This is a genomic window from Pseudomonas putida (assembly GCF_028682475.1).
Lineage (GTDB): Bacteria > Pseudomonadota > Gammaproteobacteria > Pseudomonadales > Pseudomonadaceae > Aquipseudomonas > Aquipseudomonas putida_AG.
Genome location: NZ_JANHLE010000001.1, coordinates 302,783 through 324,260 on the forward strand (window position 1 = coordinate 302,783; position 21,478 = coordinate 324,260).

Below are 21,478 nucleotides of genomic sequence, written 5' to 3' on the forward strand. Positions count from 1 at the left end.
CGGGCGTTTTTATGTCTGCAGGTGAATACGATGAAAGCAACGTCATTGAACAGCCATACCCGCAAAGCCCGCCCTGCCCTGCGCCTGGTCAGCACCAAGGAACTGCCGCGTGAGGACTGGCTGGCCGTGCGCAAACAGGGCATCGGCAGCTCGGATGCAGCCGCCGCTGTCGGCCTCAATCCGTACAAGTCGCAGTTAGAACTGTGGCTGGAGAAAACTGGCCGCGATGCTGCATTGCCGAAAGCCGATCCACAGGATGAAGAAAGCCCCATGTACTGGGGCAATATCCTCGAACCTATCGTGGCCTGGCACTACAGTAAACGCACTAAGAACAAGGTCCGGCGCATCAACGCCGTACTGCAGCATCCAGATCCAGAGCTGTCCTGGATGCTCGCTAACATCGACCGCGAGGTGATCGGCGCAGACGATGTGCAGATCCTCGAATGCAAGACCGCCGGCATAAACGGGGCACGCCTCTGGAAAGAAGGCGTGCCCGAGTATGTGCAGCTCCAAGTAATGCACCAGCTCGCCGTCACCGGCAAGCGGGCAGCGGATGTGGCGGTACTGCTGGGAGGTCAATCTCTGGAGGTTCACCGCATTGAGCGTGACGAGCAGATGATCGCTCGCCTGATCGAACTGGAGCGCAAGTTCTGGAGCTATGTGGAAACCGACACTCCGCCGCCAGCCGACGGTAGCGCATCGGCCGAGGCGGCTTTGCGCTGCTTATACCCGGAGGACAACGGCCAGGCCGTCGACTTCAGCGGCCATGCAGGATTGGCGGCGGCCTACTTGGAGCTCAAGGCCGTACGCCAATCCATCGGCGAGAAACAAACGCGCGAGGCCCAGCTCAAGCAGATGCTGCAGCAAGCCATCGGCGAGGCCACCCGAGCGGAGTTTTCCAGCGGATATATCAGCTGGAAGAAATCCAAGGGCAGCACCGTGCTCGATGTCGAACGCCTACTGCAAGAGAAACCTTATCTGCAGGTTCGCTACGCCAAAACCAAGGAAGGCAGTCGCCGCTTCCTGATCAACTGACTCCGCTATCCCTCACTTTCCGCCCCCTTGGCCAGTCCACCCAGTCCACCCAGTTCGCGCTGCGTGACTGGCTTTTTTTCATTTTCAGGAGAACCATCATGCTGAAAGGCTTAGCCCTGACGCCACCCGTGCTCGGACGCATCTCCATCGGCAAAGTCGTTGAGAAAAACGGCAAACGCCTGCCGGAGAAAGATGATCAGTTCACCATCACGTCCCAGGTGCAAAGCAGGGATGGCTGGCTGCTACACCCACTCAACGACGAACTGCGCCAGAGTAAGGAAGACAAGCTGCGCAGCCTTCCTGTGCGCCTTCTGTTCAATGAGCCGGAACTAAATTTCCGGGCCGACTACACCTTATTCGACCGGCAATCCGGGCGACCGCTGTGCGTCGGCAATGGTGAAACCTGCAAGCGCATTACCCAGGACGGCATACAGTCTCTGCCCTGTCCTTCGCCCGATGCCTGCCCACTGGCAAAAGGCGGTGCCTGCAAGCCTTACGGCCGACTGAATGTGATCATTGGTGATGAGGATTCATTGGGTAGCTTTGTTTTCCGCACAACGGGTTTCAACAGCATCCGCACTCTGGCCGCTCGGCTGCATTACTTCCAGGCCATCTCAGGTAATCGGCTGGCTTGCCTGCCGCTGGAGCTGCGCCTGCGAGGTAAATCCACCCGGCAAAGCCATGGCACGCCGATCTTCTACGTCGACCTCACGGTACGCAATGGCATGGATATGACCGAAGCGCTGCAGAAGGCGAGCGACCTCGAAACACAGCGGCAAACAGCAGGTTTCGATCAGAGGGCTCTAGATGACGCGGCTCGCAGGGGCTTCGGCAACGGCGCCTTCGAGGACAGCGAGGAGGACAGTCACGTCGTGATCGAAGAGTTCTTCACAAACTCGGAGCCCGCCATTACCTCTGGCCAGGGTGAATCCCAGCCAGCTCCCAACTCTCTCGCGGGCAAGCTGGAAACTCTCGCCTCGCAGGCCCACTAAATCAAACCTGTCTGTGCTGAGCACATCGGCCAGGCAGAAGCTCTTGGAGACCCGCCATGTCGCTACTGCGATTCTTGCTCTGTTTGTTCATCTTCGTCGGCGCGCTTGCCGCCGCCGGGGCGCTGGTGCTGAGCATTCTGCTCATGCTGCGCTTCCCACCGCTGTTACTGGCCGTGGTGCTGGCCTGCTGGATCCTGAGTCGCTTGCTCAGACTAATTTTCCCCAGTCGGAGCAATCCCACCTGAAATATTCCAAATCACCGTCAGCGGCCATGCGCACGGCCGCTTTTACCGGGAGCATGAATCATGCTTCGATACTGCTTGATCTGCGACTCCAAGGCCGTCCTGACTAGGGAAGCAGTCAAGGGCATCGCCCTGTTGCTCGGCCTGGCTGACAGCGCGCTGCGAGAAGCGCAGAAAGCGAATGAAAATACACAAGCGCCAGGCAGCCATTTGCTCATCAATGGGTTGGCCGCCATTACACCCGCTTATCCATCAGCATTGCGGGTAGCCGAGGATGTCGCCAAATATCACTTCGCGGGGTTCAACTGCTTGTGCCTGTGCTGTGGTGCTCTGTTCGACGAGCCAGGGGCACAAGATTCCTCCGAAACAACAAAGCAACCGCCGTGACTGAGCCCATCAGTCGCGATCGAGTCTAGTTACAAGACGCTCCACCATATCCATGACGAAGTCGCGGTCATGCGCCTCTAGTCTAGACAGCAAGTCATAGAGCCTCCGCGCCTGATCTTCTGGGCGAGAACTCCCCTCGGTCAGCAAATCAGCTGTTTCACACCCAAAAATTGCCGCTAACTCGACCAAACGCTCGATGTTAGGCATGACGATCCCGCGCTCGATACGGGATACAGCCTCACTTCCAATCCCAAGCTTTTCCGCAACCTGTTCTTGGTTCAGCTTGCAACGAACACGCTGGCGAGCAATTGCTTGACCAACAAGCTCCGCCAGTTGCTTCGATTCGGTTCTTGACATGCCACCCTCCAGTTCAACCTGGATGGTTGGCGATCAACCTGTTGACATGAAGGACTTACCAAACCGAGACTCACCCTAAAAGGTTGATATTCGACTTTTTCTCTAAACCACTATCTCTTGCAGGGAGCTCAAAAAAACCATGATCGTCGTAACCGGTCTGAATGAAGCGCAGATTGAAGGTCTCGTGAAAAGCAAAGCGTCCTTCGAGATCCATGGCCTCAGGGGCAATTTCATGGCAGGTATCAAACTTGTCGAAATCAAGATTGAAAGCCAGGGGCTGAAGTGTCGAGTCAGAAGCGACGTGAAAAGTGCTGTGGTACAGGGCGGCGCACTCGGTGCTGTATTCACCGTCCTGACAACACCTGCAACATTGACCATAGCAACATTAACGGCCGCAGCAGGTGTAGGTCATACGTTAGTTACTTACAACCCTGACTACGAAATCATCAAGGACTACGTCAATAAGAAGCTCAAGGTTGTTTACAAGAGATAGCAGCCTTGCTCAATGACCTCCTTCTTCAAACCCCTCATAGTAAGAAATAAACCATGAAACTTATTCTCAGCATGCTCCTTCTAGCGTTCTGTGCTCACGCCACCGCCTCCGTGGACTATTACGAAGGCAACGGCTTGTTCTTCCCAGATGAGACCTCACTGAAGGGCCTCCCCGAAGCCATCCCATGTAACATGAAGAAGATTTACACCGGCCAGACCATCTTGAACTGTACCTGGCTGGCCAATGCGCGCTACGTGCTCCTGTGGGATTCCCAGCGTCAGCAGAACGTCCGCTACAACAACCAGATCAGTGGGATGTGTCAACGTGGCAAGTGCCGCGTGAGCAACGCAATGGTGGGTGAGTGGAACCAGGACATCCCGTTCCTGATCTCGATGTGGTACCGGATCGGGACCAGCACGGATGGCAAGCCCGTCGCCTATCGTACCGACGCCTCTCGCCAAGTATCGTACATGGAAGCAGGTAGTCTGCTGATGAAGTTCTACCTGGATGCAGGTGTCCCGGACAATGAACTGGTCTCGACCTTCGACAAGCGTTACATCGGTGGTTGGGCAGCGTGGAATCAGGAGAAGGGCGGAGCTGCATCAGCAGCAATGAAGGCTCCTACTGCTCCCCAGTCCGAATGGCCAGAAGTCAAAACCGCCTGGTGCAACCCGCGCATGGATGATGATTGCTACATCAACAACAAGAAAGTCCCTATTGCCGAACTGGGCAAATGGTTGCCGGACATCAGCGAATCGAATGCCGACCAGCTAGGAGGTCATTGTGAGACCATTCTCTGCTTCGACGAGAACAATCAACCGATGGGCTACCTGTTGCAATGATGATCCGGGCACTGCTGGACGGTGCTAAGACAATTGCCTTGTTCATTCAGAATGATAGGGGGCATACACCCCCTATCGGTTTCACTTCGACTCTTATTTTTTGGCCAAGTGCATAGCTGACCAGCTACTCACCAATGAAAGGGATGTTCTTTTTGTCAGTCCGGCAGAATCTACGACCCATTAAGCTTGCATCCGAAAACTTATGAAACTACTCAACACCTACGACGACCGCGACGAAGCTGAAGAAGCCGCCGAGAAGCTAACAGGCGAGCAGCGCCTCGCTAGTGAGCGCACCGTGCCGCTCTTGGTAAATGAAGCCGCCAGCTCAGCTCAGCTCAGCTCAGCTCAGCTCAGCTTGCTACATCGTCGCAGCACAACATTCATCAGTTGGGTTCGGATTTCTGTAGCCGAAGCAGCCAAATCAACTGTGGCAAACCGAATGGCATGCCCCTGACAATCACCTCTTCGAGAAAATGAAGGGAATGTCATGTTGCGTCTCGGCTGGCGTTATGTGTTCTGCTTCAGACCAGAGGCCCAGGAAGTGCGTTCCTAAGCTCCAAGCACACACATAAGAAAACAGGGCACAAAAGGTACATAACCATCCATCCGGCGACCGTGAACCCAGCCAAGCCGATCGCAAGCTAACCGTGACGCTCAAGAGCGTCCTCAGCATGATTGGCACCCAGACGTTGGATCACATTGTTGTAGGTCATGACGGCTGTGTATCGCTCGCCGAACGGGGTTACCTTTAATTCTTGGATCCATACCGTCCCATGACTGCCCTGGCATCAGCCAAGGGCAGTCATGGGCCCGGTGCCTCTTCCATATTTTTTGTCGTGATCCCGCGTGTATTCCGCTTCTACTGCATCCGAAACCATAAGAACCATCCCCAAAGACCTTCGTGCCCGACTTACACAATTCTTCACCGATGGCGAATTAAGCAAACCGCTGTCAGCGCCGTCCACCTAGTCTCTTGATGCGGAAATGGGCTTGCACTACAAAGTCACCGAGCGGGCCTCCCTCAACCTCAAGACCGAGCACGACATTATTAGTGGCGACTCGGAGTGGTTGAGCAAAACCCGCTACACCGCAGACTTCGGGGTGACCCGGTAAGTGTGCAGGCGGCTTTAGAGCCGCAGCCCGCCGTCCAGCTCCAGGATTCGCCCGGTGTAATAGTCGTTCTCGAAAATGTAAGCCGCTGAATGGGCAATCTCCTCTGGCCGCCCCATGCGCTTGAGAGGAATGCCTGCGGTCATCTTCTCCAGCGCCTCGGGTTTCATGCCCAGGGTCATCTCTGTTTCGATAAACCCCGGTGCTATACCCGCCACGCGGATACTGAAGCGCGCCAGTTCCTTGGCCCAAGTGACGGTCGCGGCCGCCACGCCGGCCTTGGCGGCGGAATAGTTTGTCTGGCCAACGTTGCCGGCCCGCGAGATCGAGGAAATATTGATGATGACGCCCTGGTTCTTCAGCTCGACCATCTTCGCGGCCACTTCGCGGGTGCAGAGGAACACGCCGGTCAGGTTCACGTCGATGACGGCCTGCCACTGGGCCAGGCTCATTTTACTCATCTCGCCGTCCTTGACCTTCAGGAGCAAGCCATCGCGCAAGATGCCGGCATTGTTGATCAGACCATGAATGGCGCCGAAATCATCGGCGACCTGGGCCACCATGTGGGTCACTTGCTCTTCGTCGGCCACGTTGCACAGGTAGGCCCGTGCTTCCACGCCATGTGCCCGGCAGGCAGCTACGGCTTGTTCGAGCTTCTCCGGGTTGAGATCCGCCAGCGCAAGCTTCGCGCCTTTGCTCGCAAAATACTCGGCCATGGTGCGGCCCAACCCCTGGCAACCGCCGGTGATAATGATTACTTTGTCGTTGAGAGGCATTCGCAAGTCCTGTGAACAGAATAAAACAACTATCAATGTTTGTTTTTTTGACTGAGTCAATCGAAGGAGTCATAAGTTAAGCGCGCACGCTGCCAAGAGTTCCCGAGAATTACTGCTCAAGGAGTTCCTTGGGAGCACTCTCCACCTTGTCCAAAGCCATGCTCGGTTTTCCCTTTGGCTTAGCTTAAGATTCGAGATGCACCGCCCGGCGATCGTGGGCACCGGGCGGTGCTTTGCCTTAATGGCCATACTCAGCGACGAACCTGATGGAGAACGTCGCTGCTCCAGCTTCCCTGCAATAGAACCCATCCTCGTAAGTTCATAACAATGCGATACGCAGACTACCCATGACCGGCTAGAACTTGTAACCCAACCCTACAGTCAACATGTGCAGTTCGCCTCCGGCCTCCACTCCCTCACTAGCCCCCGTCCCTTTGGTGATATGCCGGAAGTCGTACATGTAGGCTCCCGTCACCTCTACTCCCTCAGACACCTTGTACGTGAAACCAAGATGCGCGCTCTTGGGCTGATTACAGGGTGCAATTGCAATCAGCGTGGCCTCACGGTCGGGAACCTGGTGGTTGGCAAGAGACAACCCGGTACGCAATTGAAGCCGGTCGTTGTATTGGTAATTTACTCCGAAGCGAAATACATGCTGGTCGCGCCAACCGAAGCCCGGCCCGTTACCTGCTCCGGGTGCACCACCTTCGGTCAGGGAGTTGGCCAGGGCCTTCTCATGGCTCCAATCGATCCATAGGTAATCAAAGGCGAATGTCCAGGCACCCGTGTCATAGGCCAACCCCAAGCCTGCCTGCTGCGGCATGTTTAGGCGTCCGTTGGGAATGATGTCCTCATGTGCATCAAGTTTCTGGAACCAGACTGGCGTCGAGTAGGTGACGCCCAGACGCAGCCCTGGCGCGATAGTGCCCAGATATCCGATGCCTAGGCCGGCACCCAAAGCGTGATCCCGGTCGTTGGTCGCGCCAAAATTCTCCAGTCCATGCAACATCAGGCTTTCATAACCCAGTTTGACCGACAGCCCAAGGTAGTGGCCTGGTTGAAACTCGTAGGTGGCCGTTGGTGCAATTAATATCTGGGTCAGTTCGGATTTCACATTGGATGTTCCGAATGCGGGAATTGGTTTGCCGTAGTCGATGCCGGCACCGTACCCGGAAACCGAGAGACCGAGGGTTACATCAGGCTGGTACTGATAGTTAACGCCGAACCCCGGAACAAACACCAGCACGTCATCGCTGCTCTCGGTGCCATGAACGTTCGAACGCAATTGCCCCGCAGTGGCGGTGAGGCTGCCATCCACCCGCGAACCGACAGCTCCCATGCCAGCAGGATTATTGACAGCGGCCAGCGAGTCGGTAGGGTTGGCTATAGACGCACCGCCCATGCCCATGGCCTGTGCACCATAGCCTGCGTATTGCGGACCGTTGGAGGCGCTCGCTGTTGTCGCGAACAGCAACAGATACGCAAGCGTAAGTTTAAAACTATTCATGACCCTGATTCCTTGTATTTGTTGTGGTCAGGTCAACTATTCGCGGCTGTGCGCCTGGCACAGCATTTCCCGCGGTGCTTGCTCTTGGGCAGGCACCCTGGAATTCACACGCAACTAAGCGAGGAAGAGCGGGCGCGCTTCCGCGCCCGCTTCTAATCAACGGCAGGAACTATGGACGGCCCACGCCCTTACCGACAGCAACGCGAGTGGTGAAGATCGTTGTTTCGGTCCGCAGATTGACCATGGCATCGAAAATGTTGTCGCCATCGACCTTTGTGGCCACCAGGAACAACGTCTTACCATCCTCACCACCGAGAGTGCTGGCCACGCACTCGTAGCCCGGCATGGGGATGCGGTCGGTGACTTCACCTTGCGTGTTGATGCGCATGAACTGCTCGGCACGCAGCATGCTCAACCAGATGCCACCTTCGGCGTCGATGGAGATCCCATCGATGCAGCCACGCTTGCGGGCACGATCTTCCGCCGAAGGGAACAGCTGCGTCAGGTCCAGCAGCACGCGGCGGTTCACAAGCTTGCCGTCGATGATGTCGACCGCGCTGAGGCGCTCGGCGAAGGTCTCAACGAAGACCAGGGTCTTCTGGTCCGGGGTGATCACGATACCGTTGGGGAAGTTGCAGTCTTCCACGCCGACCGAGATTTCGCCGCTGGGCTCGACGATCACGATGCGGCCCGGCTTCAGGGCTTCCCCTTCAAAGACCCGGGCTCCGACATCGTCGACATAGATTCGCCCCTGCTGGTCGATGACCATGTCACCGACGTAGCCGGTAAAGATATCTGAGAGGTCCGCGTAGAGTTCAAGCCCGGCTGGCGTGTGGCGGTAAAGGCGGGCCTCGTGCATGGAGCTGAGGATAAGGTCGCCATTGGGCAAGAAGCCCATGCCGTTGGGCTTGTTCGGCATCTCGGCGATGACAGTCTTGTTGCCAGCTGCGTCCACCGCGTACACCTTCTTGCCCAGCATGTCCGAGACATAGAGTGTGCCATCTCGCCAGCGTGGGCCTTCACCGAAGTACAGGCCACTGGTAAGTACATTCAGCGCGTATTGTTTTTGTTCTACCGACATTTTGCATACCACCTTTGGTTTGTGTTGTCTGGTTCGCAACAGCCCAGGCCCAGGCAGGACCATGACGGGCCGTCACATTCAAGCGATCTCGAACAACGCCGCAGCCCCCATGCCGCCACCGACGCACATCGACACCACCGCGTACCTGGCCTTTCGACGCTTGCCTTCGATCAGCACATGGCCAACCTGGCGAGCGCCTGTCATGCCATAGGGGTGACCGATGGCAATGGCGCCACCGTTGACATTGCACCGGTCTAGGTCGATATCGAGCTGACGCTGGCAGTACAGGGCCTGGCAGGCGAACGCCTCGTTCAGCTCCCACAGGTCGATGTCCTGCACGCGTAGGCCGTGCTGCCTGAGCAGCTTGGGGATGGCCAGTACCGGGCCTATGCCCATCTCCTCTGGTGCTAGCCCGGCCACGGCCATCCCGCGATAGAGCCCGAGCGGCGACAGACCCCGCTGCTCGGCAAAACGCTTGTCCACCAGCACGCAGGCGCTGGCGCCATCGGACAGCTGGCTCGCGTTGCCGGCAGTGATGGTCCCGCCTTCAAGCACCGGCGCCAGGCGAGCCAGCCCCTCGAGGGTGGTCTCTGGCCGGTTGCCCTCGTCCTGCTGCAGCAACACGGCCTGCAAACGGGAAGCCCCCGAATCCTTATCGACGATGCGATGCTGGGCACTGATGGGCACGATCTCTTCCAGGAAACGTCCCTGCGCTTGCGCACGGGCCGTACGCTGCTGCGAGACGTAGGCGAACTCATCCTGCTGCTCACGGGAAATACCGTACTTGCGCGCCACGAATTCGGCCGTCTGCAACATGGGCATGTAGGCATGGGGAGCCGACTGGATCACGGCGCCATCCTGCTCATCGGCGACCCACTGGAAGTAGCGCTGCTGCACGGCGGAAATGTTTTCCTGCCCGCCTGCGACAACCACATCCATACCATCGACGATGATCTGCTTGGCCGCCGTGGCGATGGCCATCAAACCGGAGGAGCACTGGCGATCCAGCGTCTGCCCACTCACCGAATGCGGCAACCCAGCCGCGAACACGGCGTTGCGGGCAAGGTTGGACCCGGCCGTCCCGGCGGCAAGCACAGTGCCAATGACCACATCGTCAATAGCGGCTGGCTCAACGCCCGCACGCTCGACGGCATGGCGCAGCACATGCCCCATCAGCGTCGGTGACTTCACGTTGTTCAGCGCACCACGGCCTGCCTTGCCAATTGCTGTGCGCGCGGTCGAGACAATCAGCGCCTCACGCATGGCCACCCTCCTCCCGCGCCGGATAGCGCCCGGAGAGCAGTGCCCCGGCACCAGGTACGACCGGTTCCAGCCCCAGGTGATCGAGCATGCGCCGCACCGTGCAAACTGCGGTCGAGGTCACCGGGATGCCCAAGGCGTCCTCGGCCGCCTGGATCGACGGCAACGACTGCATTTGCACACAGGCCGACAGCACCACTACATCGACTCCTGTTGTATTGAGCTTTTTCACATCTTCGAGCAAGAGAGCCGGATCGCGCCTGCCTACATCGAGGTTGTCTGATATCTCAAAGGCAATCGAATCGACCACCTCTATCCCTTCATTCTCGATGTATTCGACCACTCGATCGCACAGTGAGCGCATGTAAGGTGCAAGCAACGAGATCCGCCGAGCCCCCATGATCTTTAATCCCTCGACCAGGGCACCTGCCGAGGTCATCACTGGCGCGTCGCAATGGTTGGCACGGGCGATCGCCGTCAACTCCTCCTGGACCTGACGATGGTAGCCATTGCCCATCGCCATGATCGCCACCAGGCACGCCGTACTCATGACATCAACCCTTGCATCCGCCAGCTCGGCGGCGCAACGCAGGGCTTCGCGGTTCATCGCCTCTAGCTCTTCGGGTGTGACCTTGTGCATGCGCATCCGGCTGGAGTGAAAGGTGAAGCGCTCAGGGCGAAGCTGCTGGCGCGCATTGAGCATCGCCGGAATCTCCGTCTCCATCGTGGTGTTGGAACTGGGCACAATCTGGCCAATTCGATAGGTAACGGTCATGGTCGTGCCTCTTCAGCAGAAATATGGTGTTGCTGTAAAGCCTCCCGGAGAAGGTGCGGTATCTGCACGCTCCGGCGTTCCAGCGGCTCGATACAGATAGGTGCAAAGATGCCTTCGAACGCCAGCCGCCCATCAGGCAAATGCGCATGGGCGACCAAGTCGAAGCTTCTCTCGCGTATGGTCCCGACGTGGATAGTGATATCTACGATGGATTCCGCTGGAAGGCTCACATGAAAAGTGAGGTCCATGTGCTTACAGGGCAATCCGACATTTCCTTCACCTTTCGCACCTGGCCCCCAACCAATATGGCGGTAAAAGTGCATGACAGCGCCGATCAGGTATTCGGTGAAGCGCCCGGTGAAGGCGACTCCAGCGGGGTCGCAATCCATCCAGCGCACCGTGCGCCGTACCGTGAAAGGCTGATGCCCGACGACGATCTCGACACTCTCGTTCATACCTGGCTCCCGACGTTGCCCAGGCGCGCCATCAGATCCGGATACTCACGCCGCAAACGCTCGTCATCGACGCGGCCGGTACGGGTCATGAACTGGTAGACGAATTCCTCGGCACTGTAGTTGTCCATCCACTGCGCCATCCGCTCGTACCAGAGGTAGGATCGCTCGGAGGCGCGGATGAGCTTCTGCTTGCTGGGCCTGTGGCTACGCTCGTATGCCGCCAGCCCAGCCAACGCGTCCCCCTCGCAATCGAGCAGCGCCTTGGCCAGAGCGATGGAGTCGTTCATGGCGATCCGTGTACCCGAACCGATGGAGAAATGCGCGCTCGCCAGGGCATCACCGATCAGTACATGACGGCCATGGGTCCAATGGGCATTACGCACCACCGGGAACTGACGCCAGACGACACGGGCATTGCCATCCATCAGCGGAGCCCCTTCCAGCTCAGGCGCGAAGATCTTTTCCATCAGCGCCTGGCGCTGAGCATCGCTCAGACTGCCCAGATTCAACCGTTGCCAGGTGGCATCATCGCATTCGGCGACGAAGGTGCTCATCTCGTCGCTGTAGGCGTAGTAATGGGCCACGAAATGCCCACCGGCATACTTGCGGAACACCAGCGCCGAGGCATCGAAGACCTTCGGCGTACCGTACCAAGCGAAGTGGTTGCCCAAGGTGCTGGTGGTGGTACCGAAGCCCTGCTCGAAGGCACGCCGGACCACCGAGTTGATACCGTCCGCGCCCACCACCACATCGGCGTCGTCCAGGCCAAGTCGGGCAAGGTCCGCCAGGTCCTCGATGCGCTGCCGGTAATGCACCACCACGCCCGCCGCCTCAGCCTGCCGCTCCAGGATTTGCAGCAGCGTCAGCCGGGGAATCGCCCCACCCTTCACGGGCAGGCGGATATCGATGGGCGTTTCCGCCTGCACGATCACCTGGTGCTCATGCTGCTTGGTGGCGGCACAGAGCGCGTCATAGGAGGAAGGGTCCGCATCACGCAGTTGTTGCAGGCCGGTATCGGCCAGCACCACGCCAAAACCGAAGGTCGCGTCCGCCGCGTTCTGCTCGATGACCTCCACCTGCCAGCCAGGTGCGCCGTGCTTCAACAACAGCCCGAGATAGAGGCCCGACGGGCCACCTCCGACAATCGCTATCTTCATCACTGCTCTCCTCGGCTGATCTGCAGCCGATAGCGATCGAACTCACTGACCAGGCCCACAAAACCGCCCGTCAGTGCCGCGTTCCACAATGCCGGGACAAAGCCCAGCCGCTTGCGCTCGAATACCAAGGCGTCTTCGGCCGTGATCTTCCAGTAGCCGTTACCCAGTTTTTCCAGTTGAACGCCCGGGGCTTGCTCTGCTGCCTGGACGAGCGGCGAGAACTCCGGAGCATCGAGGACATACAGCGCGAGCTCTTCAGCAGCATCGGGGTCGATACCCTTGGCCTTGGCTTTCCAGACCTGATCGATGCTGGTGAATCCGGTGCTTCCGGCTTCAAGACCATCTTCAAGCGCCATGGCAGCTTCGAGGGTGCGGGTAGCATCCTCTGCATCCAGGGCGTCCATCGGCCGTTCCTGAATGGTGATTTCCAGGTAATAGCCATTCGGGTCGTTGAAGTAGATCGACTCGATGAGTTCGTGGCGGATCTGGAAGATCAACGGGATACCATGGCTCTCCAGGCGGTCGCGCCATTGCAGCAACTCTTCGCGGGTGTCGACGCGCCACGCGGTATGGGTGGCCTCGAAGCGATAGTCCGCCACCGGCCGGGTGTAGTCCGGCTGCTCGGTGTTGATGTAGTAGAAGAAAGCAATGGTGCTGTGATTGCCGCTATCGAAGAAGAAATGCAGGAAGTCCGGGTGATTGGACGGCCCCCAACCTCGCGCCGAGATGGCATGAACGAGCGGCAGGCCAAGCTTGTCGCGGTAGAACTCCACGGTTTCACGGAGTTTCCAGGTGGGCCTGGCGCTATGATGGACACCCTTGAGAACGGGCTGGTTTACCATTTGAAGTACTCCTTAGAACTGCCTGTCAGTTCGCTTGTTTGGCCTGTTCACGCTCAACATTCGCCTTGACCTGCTCGCGCAGTTTTTCCTTGCTGAGCTTGCCGGAGGCGGTCAGAGGGAATACGTCGAGCACTTCGATACGCTCCGGCCATTTGAACTTGGCCAGGCCATAGTCCTCCAGATAAGCGCCCAGCTCCGCGACACTGGGTGCGGCAAAGCCATCGCGCAGCACCAAGGCGGCGCACAAGCGCTCGTCGAACACCGGGCAGGGATAACCCACGGCGGCCACAGCGGCCACGGCCGGATGCCCGGCGATTGCCAGCTCGACTTCCTCGCAATTGATCTTTTCGCCACCGCGGCTGACCAGGTCTTTCAAGCGACCGCAGAAGACGTAATAGGTCTTGCCGTCAATGACCTTGGTGTACATGAGGTCGCCGGAGCGGTAGTAACCGTCGCTGGTGAAGGTTTCCCGGTTGCGTTCCTCAGCACGGAAGTAGCCATGGATGGTGTACGGCCCCTTGAATGCCGGCTCGCCGATTTCGCCCGGCCTGGCATCCTGCTCGGTGCCCGGCACCAGGATGCGGATGTCGTCCCAAGCAGATACCGGCCGACCGTTGGTGGTGTCATGAGCCTCAGCCATATCCTCCTTGTGGCCGAACATGATCACGCCCTCGGTGATGCCAAACACGTTGTGGGTGCGTACGCCCAAGAGCTTCTGCAACTTGGCGGCGCTGTTGGCGACCAGCACGCCCCGGGCATTGGCCAGGTCGACCCGGCCATCCTGGATCGCCGACTCAAGACGGGCGATGATCGGGCCGCCGAGCATCAACCAGGTCGGTTTCGTCGAGGCGATCAGCGAGATCAGGGTGTCCGGCTGCAGGTCGGGCGTCACCGTGACCGTGCCGCCGGTCATGAGGAAGGGACCGAAGCAGCAGCCCATGTTGAGGTTGTGCACCATCGGCTGCGGCATGAACAGCACATCGTCGGGCTGGTAATCCAGCCAGCGGGCAACCGCGCGCATGTTGTAAAGGTATTCGTTGTGAAAGCGCGGGATGATTTTCGGCACCCCAGTGGTGCCACCGGACAACTGATAGACCGCGACCTGGAACGGGTCCAGGCGCACGCCTTGCAACAGCGTCTCGGCTTCGGCCAGGTCGATGCCGTCGATCAGCATGTCCTGATGCAAGACACCGTCCTGGGATGGACCACGCACCTGCATGATCAGCCGTAAGGAAGGCGCGGCCTCCTGCATCTTGCGGGCGAAGCCGATGCTGTCGAACTTCGGGTCGTCTCCCTGGACAATGTGCAGCTTGGCTTCGGCCAGGCTGGCCAAGTAACCAATTTCGCGCTCACGGTGAGCCGCCAGGGTACAGATCGGGATCAGCCCGCTCTTCAGGCAGGCAAGGAAGGCGATGATCAGCTGTTCGCTGTCACGCAACTGGAACACCACAGGGTCCAGCGGCTGCAGCCCCTGCTGCAGGAACGCACCAGCCAGGCGGGTGGAGCGCTCGTCCAGCTCCCGGTAGGTGATGCGCAAGCCCGGCCCCAGCAGCGCGATGTGGTCGGGGTATTGCCTGACGATCGAACGAAAGCCATCGGGCAAGGTTTCAAAGCCCAGCACGCCTTCGGAGAGATACCGGTCGAGCTCGCTCTGCTCGGGATACACCACGCCTGGAATGGGCGAAGCGACATGTCGCAACTGTTCGCCAGCACCGAGGGCGGCAGAGGTGGAAGAGGCTTGTGTTGTTGTAATTGTCATGACTGCACGCTCTTGGTCGTTTAGAAGGTGTCTTGAAGCCAACGTCCCAGGTGTTCACCAGCGATGAGCTGACCGCCGATCTCACCCTCGTCCAAGGCCTGGCCGTGATGATTTCCACGCACGCGGTAGCGCTCCTTGCTGGCCGCCGGGATCGCGCCATAGATGGCATTGGCGTCACTAGGGAACACACAGTTGTCGCCGGTGTATTCGATGAGCAGCGTGGGTTGCTCGATAGCGTTCGCGCACTTGGCCAGGGAGGCGTTCGAGGAGAGCCCGGACCAGGTTGACAACCATGACTCCGGCGTCACCGTCCGGCCGAAGCCAACGCTGCCCAGGTTGGAAATGAAAGGGTCGCTGCCCCAGAGCGAACCGACGTAGCGGTCGGACGGATCGAGCGAGGTGTCCCAGCAACGCAGGTCGGCATCGGTGCGCCACACCTGGAAGATCGGCCCGTGGCTGGCCAGCGCCTTGTCGGCGCGCGTACCACCGGACTTGATGCGCTCGCGCGCCGCCTGCCGTTGCTCGACCAGTTGTCGGGCAAAGGCATCGATGCGCGCCACACGCTGGCGCTGCGCGATCCGGTAGCGATCGATGAAGTCGACGCTGTAGCGGGACGAGTCTGGCGGCATGCGAAAACCATTCACCTCACTGAATGGGTCCAGCGCAGGATCCGTCGAGAACGGGTCGGATTCATCGCTTACCGAAGGATCAAGCGCATTCATCAGCAAGATGCCTTGACCCGGGTGCGGCGACACCAGTGCGATGCCATCAGCCGGCGGAAAATCCGCCGTGGCAAATCGGGTAGCACGACCTGCTGGTGTGCTGGTGATGCGCTTTTCCCGTGCGCATAACGCCTGCTGGTTGTAGAAGGCAAACAGCCCTGCCCCGCCCGAGTTGCCGAGCAGGACGATGGTCTCGAAGCCCATTGCCCGTAACTGGCGCATCCCGGCGGCAACATCGTAGAGCGCGAACTCATGTTCAAGACGCAAGTCGTTGCCGATGGAGCGAGCACCCTGGACCCAACAGGCCCAACCAGCATCCAGTACATCCGGGACCAGATAGTGGGTTACCACCAATTCACGGGGATGCATGATGAACACCACCTTACGCTCACCGCCCCGGGAAAACAGCACACCCAAGGCACCCTGACCGTCCTGGGTAAGCAATGGGCAAGGGGTCGAACTGAACGGCTTGCCCATGCGCTCCGGGCGCCAGGATGCACCACGCAACCCTGCGGTGACCGCTACTTTCTTGTTGCTGGAATTAGCCACGACGGGCCCTCCTGCCAGACCTCAAGGGATCGTTTGAACACATTAATTGAGACATGCTCAATTAACCTCAGGGCTAGGTTAGGCCACTAATTGAGATGGTGTCAATTATGAAAAAGAAAAATTCTTGCACCCGCCAGAAACCGAACTTCGCAGTCAATTGACAGCCCCTCAATTTGCTCGGCGCGCAAGCTCGATGCTAATCTGAGAGTCTGTCAATTAAGCCCAAGGGAAGCCTGGATGTCTGAAAGCTCCGTCACCTCTGCAACCGCCAAGGCAGTACCGCGCAAACGTTCGGGCCGTCGTCCAAAAAGTGATCAGGATGTTTCGCGAGAGGCGATGATTACGTGCGCCATCGGGATTGCGCAGAACGAATCCCTGACAGAAGTCAGCATGGTCCGGATCGGGAAAGAACTCGGCGTCGCGGCAGGCATGGTCCATTACCACCTGGGCAGCCGCGATGAACTGATCAGCGCGGTGATCAACGCTGCTTTCAAGGATCGCTTGCAGCAACTACCCGCCCTCACGGGCGATTGGCGCAAAGACATCGAAGCCTTCGCTCGCTCGTCGCTCGCGACCCTCGAACGCTGGCCTGGGCTGGCCACCTATATACTCACCGAGAACAAGTTCCGCTTGTTCCAACGCGTGCAACCCGGCGAGATCGATTATGGCTTGGCCTACTTCGATCATATCGGCCAGATTCTCAAGGCAGCCACGCTGCCACAGCCCTTCGCCGCCATGGCCTATCACCTGTTGTTGCTTTTCGTCTCGGTGATCGCAGCAGAAAAGGAAAACCATCAGGCCCCACATGCCCATAGCGATTTCATTAGCGGCTACCTGATGAAATCCACACAACATTATCCAGGGGCTGCATTTCTTGCCTCGGACTTTGTCGCCATCGATAGCACCATCACGTTCGACGCAGGCTTGGCCTTGCTGCTGGATGGTTTCGACAGCTGGCGCAGATAGGCGCGTCTAAACCCAGACCTTTCGTACGACAGCCTGCGACCTGGAACCGGATTTACGCCACCGAATACGGAAAGAAAAAGCGGTGCCGGTGATGGATGCCTTGCATGCCTGGATGATCGCTCAACGCCAACTTGTGCACGATGGCTCGGCCATTAGCAAAGCACTGGATTACAGCCTCAAACGCTGGACGGCGCTGTCGCGCTATCTCGATGACGGGGCCGTACCCATTGACAATAATTGGGCTGAGAACCAGATCCGGCCCTGGGCGCTGGGGCGCAAAAACTGGCTCTTTGCAGGGTCACTGCGCAGCGGCAAACGGGCGGCGGCGATCATGAGCTTGATCCAGTCGGCGCGGCTCAATGGGCATGATCCGTATGCTTATCTGAAAGACGTCCTCACGCGTCTGCCGACGCAACGAGCAAGTGATATCGCGCAGTTGCTGCCGCATAAGTGGCAACCGGTTTAGTTACGCAAGACGGGATGCCCGGACGCATACGCTAAGACAATTGCCTTGTTCATTCAGAATGATAGGGGGCATACACCCCCTATCGGTTTCACTTCGACTCTTATTTTTTGGCCAAGTGCATAGCTGACCAGCTACTCACCAATGAAAGGGATGTTCTTTTTGTCAGTCCGGCAGAATCTACGACCCATTAAGCTTGCATCCGAAAACTTATGAAACTACTCAACACCTACGACGACCGCGACGAAGCTGAAGAAGCCGCCGAGAAGCTAACAGGCGAGCAGCGCCTCGCTAGTGAGCGCACCGTGCCGCTCTTGGTAAATGAAGCCGCCAGCTCAGCTCAGCTCAGCTCAGCTCAGCTCAGCTTGCTACATCGTCGCAGCACAACATTCATCAGTTGGGTTCGGATTTCTGTAGCCGAAGCAGCCAAATCAACTGTGGCAAACCGAATGGCATGCCCCTGAATCACAACCGTCTCGTCGACCGACAGGCCGATCGCAGGATGTAGCAACAACCCGCTAGCGCGATCGGCAAGAGCATCGCCACGCCCTGCCTGAGACCGCAGGTAGGCGTAGATTTGGTACATATAGCCGCTACGCAGGGTTTCCTCGCGGTACCAGCCATTCGTCACGATTGATGTGAACTTGGTGTCGATGACGATTCGCCGCCCAGTTGATGGGTGATCGAGAACAACGTCAGTTCGCATTGAGGGCAAGATCTTGTCGATCCCAGCGGTTTTTTTCTCAATTTTCCAGCCGAGTGCGCTACCGCACTTTACCCGCCACCCCTGGGGACTTAGCACCACTTCGTAGAGCCCGCCGACAGCCCGCTCGAACAATCGGCGCACCCAAGTCACCTCTCGATCTGGCAAAGTGAGCACATTCGCCCCAGACACTTCAGATGGTATCGCCAAGTCGAATGCCAGCTTCGCGGCTGCCAGCATAAATCGATCGTCTGCATCGTTACGTCCAAAACGATCGGTGCTCATTTGAGCTCGCGTGGGTGAATCGCCAGATACCCCCATCGCCTTCATGCCACTCGCAAGTGAGCGGCATCGATGTGCAAGCTCTCTTCTCTGCACGATTCTGGAGATGGACTCCAGAGCAGCTCGGACAAAGCGATTGCGAGGCGTGTCGATAGTCAGCTCATCGAATCGGCATGCTACCAACCCGCGATCCAACAACTGATGGCGTTCGCTAGTCAGAACATCGATACGGCCCCGAACACGATTAATCACGGCATCACGAGAACGGTAGCCAAGGCTTAGCCTGCGCCGTTGCCTTACCTCAACAGCATGAGCAAGAATCTCCGCAACCAGATCCGGCAGATCGTCAGGACTATCTTCCAAGCCGACCTTGCCGATATCACAAGTGCGAAACAGGTCCGAGGCGTAGAGCATCAGCAGCCAAAGGTTGCGCACCGGAATGCGTCCGATGAAGCCCTCGGCACTCGCGGGCACGCTATCCACCTGCTCTGCGATGCTGCTCATCACCAACCCTGTGTCAGCCGTGCAATCGCCTTTTCTGCTTCGTCGGGCGCGTCAAACCAATATTCATCCAGCAACGGGCCGATCTCCGTCTCTACGACCTGCTGGAACCACTTCTTCGTGTCTCCCGACTCCAGTCGATGCGCGGGTGTCACATAGCTGTGGCCAATCCGGAACTGCTTACCAAGACGGACATCCGCCGCAATCTGATCATTCAGCGTGGAAAATCGTTGCTCGATATCCTCCACCAAGACTGGATCAACAGCACACTCTTTGACTACCCAGTTCCGCCACACGAGCCCAAGCCTCGGCTCCAGACCAATGAAAGCGAAGCGGCGACGCAGCGCCAGATCGACCAGCGCGAGTGATCTGTCCGCAATGTTCATGGTGCCGATAACATACAAATTTTCGGGAATGTGGACAGGACGACGCTTACCATCTGCATCTGGGTAGCAGAGTTCCAATGCTTCGCTGGGTGTACGCTTTCCTGCTTCCAGCAGCGTCAACAGCTCTCCGAAGATCTGCGCGGGATTACCACGATTGATTTCCTCAATCACCACAACAAACTTCGAAGACGGGTCTTTGCTGGCAGCCTTAATCGCTTCCATGAAGACACCGTCCGCCAGCGACAATTTACCTTCACCAGTCGGGCGCCAGCCTCGTACAAAGTCCTCGTAGGACAAGTTGGGATGGAATTGAACCGCCCTAACCTTACTATCGTCCTTCTGCCCCACTAGCGCGAAGGCCAGCCGCTTAGCCAGCCAAGTCTTTCCTGTGCCCGGAGGCCCCTGCAGGATCAGGTTTTTCTTGGCTCGCAGCCGATCTAATAGGAGGTCGATCTCGGTCCGAGCAAGGAAACACCCATCCCTGAGCATATCTTCGACCAAATACGGGATAATTGGCGCTGCCACTTGAAACGCTTCGCTAACTGCACTTGTAGCTACCTGGTCTTGAGCGCTGCCGTCAGCCTCGTCAGAGGGCACAGGTTCGTCGTCCGGGCCCTTGTACATCCAGGACTCTAACGATAGGTCCGGAAAGCTATGGACGGGATAATCGTCTTCGCTGAAGCGCGCACGCAGATCGTCAACCAGCTTCAGATAGCTCCCGGCATCACAGGGGCCTTGCTGGCCACTTATGGCGACATTCAGACCGAGCCGCTTGTTGATGTAGTGACGCGACTGGCTATCGAGGGTCAGAAACTCCCACGGATGTGTCCAGTAAAGGCCTGTCGAAAGATTCCAGGCAACGCCCCACACCTGGGTCGCCTCGTTGTAAGCCTGGATGAAAGCAATCCGGGTATCCGGCTGGTCGTCTTCCAACATGCTGTGCGCGGCCACGAACACTTTCCACAAAGTGTCAATGTCGCTCGCCCCGCGCTTGTCGGCGTAAGCAAAAAACCAGGAGCGCTGATTGTTGAGGACGGGAATACCCTCGAATGAAGGCGGAACAGGGACGGTTACTCCCAGCAACTTGGCCAGCTCACTCGCTATGGTTTTGCGATTGGCATCGGTCATTGACCGGTTGAAAGTCCCCATCGTGGTGAACGGGCAAATATCCCTCAGCGGGCCACTGGTGCTATCTGGAAACTTGTCCTGCAGATAACCGAGTCCCGGCACACGCGAACCAATCTCGTGGATACCCTTGATGAGCGGGGTTCGGTCGTCCGCGTAGGTCAGCAGTTTTTCCGCCACCGCTTCATAGAAGTCCGTCCACTGAAAGCGCTGCTTTTCGGACAAAACTGACCCAAAACGCTCACGCCAATAGGGTTCATTGCGAAAGCGATCCACATCCTGCAACTGCTTGTCGAAAGCGAACGCGATCAACGCGTCGTTCATCCAATCGCCTGGAGTCACACGCCAGATGGTGGCCCGGAAGGTATAGAAGTACCACTCACGCACCCCTTCGGTCGGCAACCATTGCACCTGCACCCGCTCACCATCTTGCGGGTTGTCGAGGATGGTACCAATGGCTTTGATGCCCAGGACGGATACCGTGCGCTCTCGGTTATCGAACGGCAGCCCATGTTTACGCGTATAAGCTGCCTTAATGGCAATCCGTTCTCCGGGGCGCATAGAGCGAACCAGAGCCATTTCCTTGTCGTTCGGTTTACTAATCTCCCAAAGCCCTTGAGAAAGAAAACGTTCGCTCTGGTCGTTAGTGTGTCCAAAGCTGGCACCGACAAACCAGGTCGTGCTCGCCATGCTGTCACTGGTGATCATCCA

General features: G+C 58.1%; 21 protein-coding genes and 3 pseudogenes. 11 read left to right on the plus strand and 13 right to left on the minus strand.

Annotation, left to right across the window (positions count from 1 at the left end):
- Positions 1-30 precede the first annotated feature (30 nt).
- From NPS47_RS01505 to NPS47_RS01520, 4 genes are all read left to right on the plus strand, one after another.
- Positions 31-1,035 carry a YqaJ viral recombinase family protein gene (locus NPS47_RS01505; RefSeq protein ID WP_274293361.1) on the plus strand — a complete coding sequence of 335 codons (1,005 nt, stop codon included), beginning with the start codon at positions 31-33 and terminating at the stop codon, positions 1,033-1,035.
- Positions 1,036-1,133: 98 nt separating this feature from the next.
- Entirely contained in the window at positions 1,134-2,027 is an 894-nt protein-coding gene (locus tag NPS47_RS01510; RefSeq protein WP_274293362.1) for a hydrolase or metal-binding protein, read from the plus strand.
- A 56-nt stretch (positions 2,028-2,083) separates the two neighbouring features.
- Positions 2,084-2,272 (plus strand): hypothetical protein, encoded by a 189-nt coding sequence (locus NPS47_RS01515; RefSeq protein WP_274293363.1) that lies wholly within the window; start codon positions 2,084-2,086, stop codon positions 2,270-2,272.
- A 60-nt stretch (positions 2,273-2,332) separates the two neighbouring features.
- Positions 2,333-2,656 carry a hypothetical protein gene (locus NPS47_RS01520; protein WP_274293364.1) on the plus strand — a complete coding sequence of 108 codons (324 nt, stop codon included), beginning with the start codon at positions 2,333-2,335 and terminating at the stop codon, positions 2,654-2,656.
- 9 nt (positions 2,657-2,665) lie between these two features.
- On the opposite strand, the gene NPS47_RS01525 is transcribed toward NPS47_RS01520, so the two are convergent.
- On the minus strand, positions 2,666-3,013 hold the full coding sequence (locus NPS47_RS01525; RefSeq protein ID WP_274293365.1) for a helix-turn-helix domain-containing protein: 348 nt from the start codon (positions 3,011-3,013) through the stop codon (positions 2,666-2,668).
- 139 nt (positions 3,014-3,152) lie between these two features.
- On the opposite strand from NPS47_RS01525, the gene NPS47_RS01530 reads away from it, so the two are divergent.
- From NPS47_RS01530 to NPS47_RS01550, 5 genes and pseudogenes are all read left to right on the plus strand, one after another.
- Positions 3,153-3,506 (plus strand): hypothetical protein, encoded by a 354-nt coding sequence (locus NPS47_RS01530; protein ID WP_274293366.1) that lies wholly within the window; start codon positions 3,153-3,155, stop codon positions 3,504-3,506.
- 53 nt (positions 3,507-3,559) lie between these two features.
- The gene (locus tag NPS47_RS01535; RefSeq protein WP_274293367.1) at positions 3,560-4,348 is read left to right on the plus strand and encodes a hypothetical protein; all 789 of its coding nucleotides are present in this window, start codon (positions 3,560-3,562) and stop codon (positions 4,346-4,348) included.
- A gap of 202 nt (positions 4,349-4,550) precedes the next feature.
- Positions 4,551-4,802 carry a hypothetical protein gene (locus NPS47_RS01540; RefSeq protein WP_274293368.1) on the plus strand — a complete coding sequence of 84 codons (252 nt, stop codon included), beginning with the start codon at positions 4,551-4,553 and terminating at the stop codon, positions 4,800-4,802.
- 136 nt (positions 4,803-4,938) lie between these two features.
- Positions 4,939-5,100, plus strand: a pseudogene (locus NPS47_RS01545) (JAB domain-containing protein); the annotation flags it as partial.
- Positions 5,101-5,263: 163 nt separating this feature from the next.
- Positions 5,264-5,461, plus strand: a pseudogene (locus NPS47_RS01550) (DUF481 domain-containing protein); the annotation flags it as partial.
- Between the two features lie 14 nt (positions 5,462-5,475).
- Here NPS47_RS01550 and NPS47_RS01555 read toward each other — a convergent pair.
- The 10 genes from NPS47_RS01555 to NPS47_RS01600 form a co-directional block, all read right to left on the minus strand.
- Positions 5,476-6,234, minus strand: a complete 759-nt coding sequence (locus NPS47_RS01555) for an SDR family oxidoreductase (RefSeq protein WP_274293369.1) — start codon at positions 6,232-6,234, stop codon at positions 5,476-5,478.
- A 355-nt stretch (positions 6,235-6,589) separates the two neighbouring features.
- A complete protein-coding gene (locus NPS47_RS01560) occupies positions 6,590-7,741 on the minus strand; it encodes an OmpP1/FadL family transporter (RefSeq protein WP_274293370.1) in 1,152 nt (383 codons plus the stop codon).
- A 169-nt stretch (positions 7,742-7,910) separates the two neighbouring features.
- The gene (locus NPS47_RS01565; protein ID WP_274293371.1) at positions 7,911-8,822 is read right to left on the minus strand and encodes an SMP-30/gluconolactonase/LRE family protein; all 912 of its coding nucleotides are present in this window, start codon (positions 8,820-8,822) and stop codon (positions 7,911-7,913) included.
- A gap of 78 nt (positions 8,823-8,900) precedes the next feature.
- Complete coding sequence (locus tag NPS47_RS01570; protein ID WP_274293372.1) at positions 8,901-10,085, minus strand: acetyl-CoA C-acyltransferase; 1,185 nt, start codon at positions 10,083-10,085, stop codon at positions 8,901-8,903.
- Positions 10,078-10,857 carry a maleate cis-trans isomerase family protein gene (locus NPS47_RS01575; RefSeq protein ID WP_274293373.1) on the minus strand — a complete coding sequence of 260 codons (780 nt, stop codon included), beginning with the start codon at positions 10,855-10,857 and terminating at the stop codon, positions 10,078-10,080. Before NPS47_RS01575 ends, NPS47_RS01570 begins: the two co-directional genes overlap by 8 nt.
- Positions 10,854-11,312: an acyl-CoA thioesterase gene (locus NPS47_RS01580; RefSeq protein WP_274293374.1), complete on the minus strand. Its 459-nt coding sequence runs from the start codon at positions 11,310-11,312 to the stop codon at positions 10,854-10,856. The genes NPS47_RS01575 and NPS47_RS01580 overlap by 4 nt, the downstream gene beginning before the upstream one ends.
- The gene (locus NPS47_RS01585) at positions 11,309-12,469 is read right to left on the minus strand and encodes an FAD-dependent monooxygenase (RefSeq protein WP_274293375.1); all 1,161 of its coding nucleotides are present in this window, start codon (positions 12,467-12,469) and stop codon (positions 11,309-11,311) included. Before NPS47_RS01585 ends, NPS47_RS01580 begins: the two co-directional genes overlap by 4 nt.
- Positions 12,469-13,311 carry a VOC family protein gene (locus tag NPS47_RS01590; protein WP_274293376.1) on the minus strand — a complete coding sequence of 281 codons (843 nt, stop codon included), beginning with the start codon at positions 13,309-13,311 and terminating at the stop codon, positions 12,469-12,471. The genes NPS47_RS01585 and NPS47_RS01590 overlap by 1 nt, the downstream gene beginning before the upstream one ends.
- A gap of 25 nt (positions 13,312-13,336) precedes the next feature.
- Complete coding sequence (locus NPS47_RS01595) at positions 13,337-15,070, minus strand: AMP-binding protein (RefSeq protein WP_274293377.1); 1,734 nt, start codon at positions 15,068-15,070, stop codon at positions 13,337-13,339.
- A gap of 20 nt (positions 15,071-15,090) precedes the next feature.
- The gene (locus tag NPS47_RS01600) at positions 15,091-16,341 is read right to left on the minus strand and encodes an alpha/beta hydrolase (protein WP_274293378.1); all 1,251 of its coding nucleotides are present in this window, start codon (positions 16,339-16,341) and stop codon (positions 15,091-15,093) included.
- A gap of 237 nt (positions 16,342-16,578) precedes the next feature.
- On the opposite strand from NPS47_RS01600, the gene NPS47_RS01605 reads away from it, so the two are divergent.
- Positions 16,579-17,307, plus strand: a complete 729-nt coding sequence (locus NPS47_RS01605; protein WP_274293379.1) for a TetR/AcrR family transcriptional regulator — start codon at positions 16,579-16,581, stop codon at positions 17,305-17,307.
- 55 nt (positions 17,308-17,362) lie between these two features.
- A pseudogene (locus NPS47_RS01610) lies at positions 17,363-17,773 on the plus strand (IS66 family transposase); the annotation flags it as partial.
- Positions 17,774-18,125: 352 nt separating this feature from the next.
- On the opposite strand, the gene mcrC reads toward NPS47_RS01610, so the two are convergent.
- Together mcrC and NPS47_RS01620 are read right to left on the minus strand one after the other, a co-directional pair.
- Positions 18,126-19,259 (minus strand): 5-methylcytosine-specific restriction endonuclease system specificity protein McrC, encoded by a 1,134-nt coding sequence (mcrC, locus tag NPS47_RS01615; RefSeq protein ID WP_274293380.1) that lies wholly within the window; start codon positions 19,257-19,259, stop codon positions 18,126-18,128.
- The gene (locus NPS47_RS01620; RefSeq protein WP_274293381.1) at positions 19,259-21,475 is read right to left on the minus strand and encodes an AAA family ATPase; all 2,217 of its coding nucleotides are present in this window, start codon (positions 21,473-21,475) and stop codon (positions 19,259-19,261) included. The genes mcrC and NPS47_RS01620 overlap by 1 nt, the downstream gene beginning before the upstream one ends.
- Between the last annotated feature and the right edge of the window lie 3 nt (positions 21,476-21,478).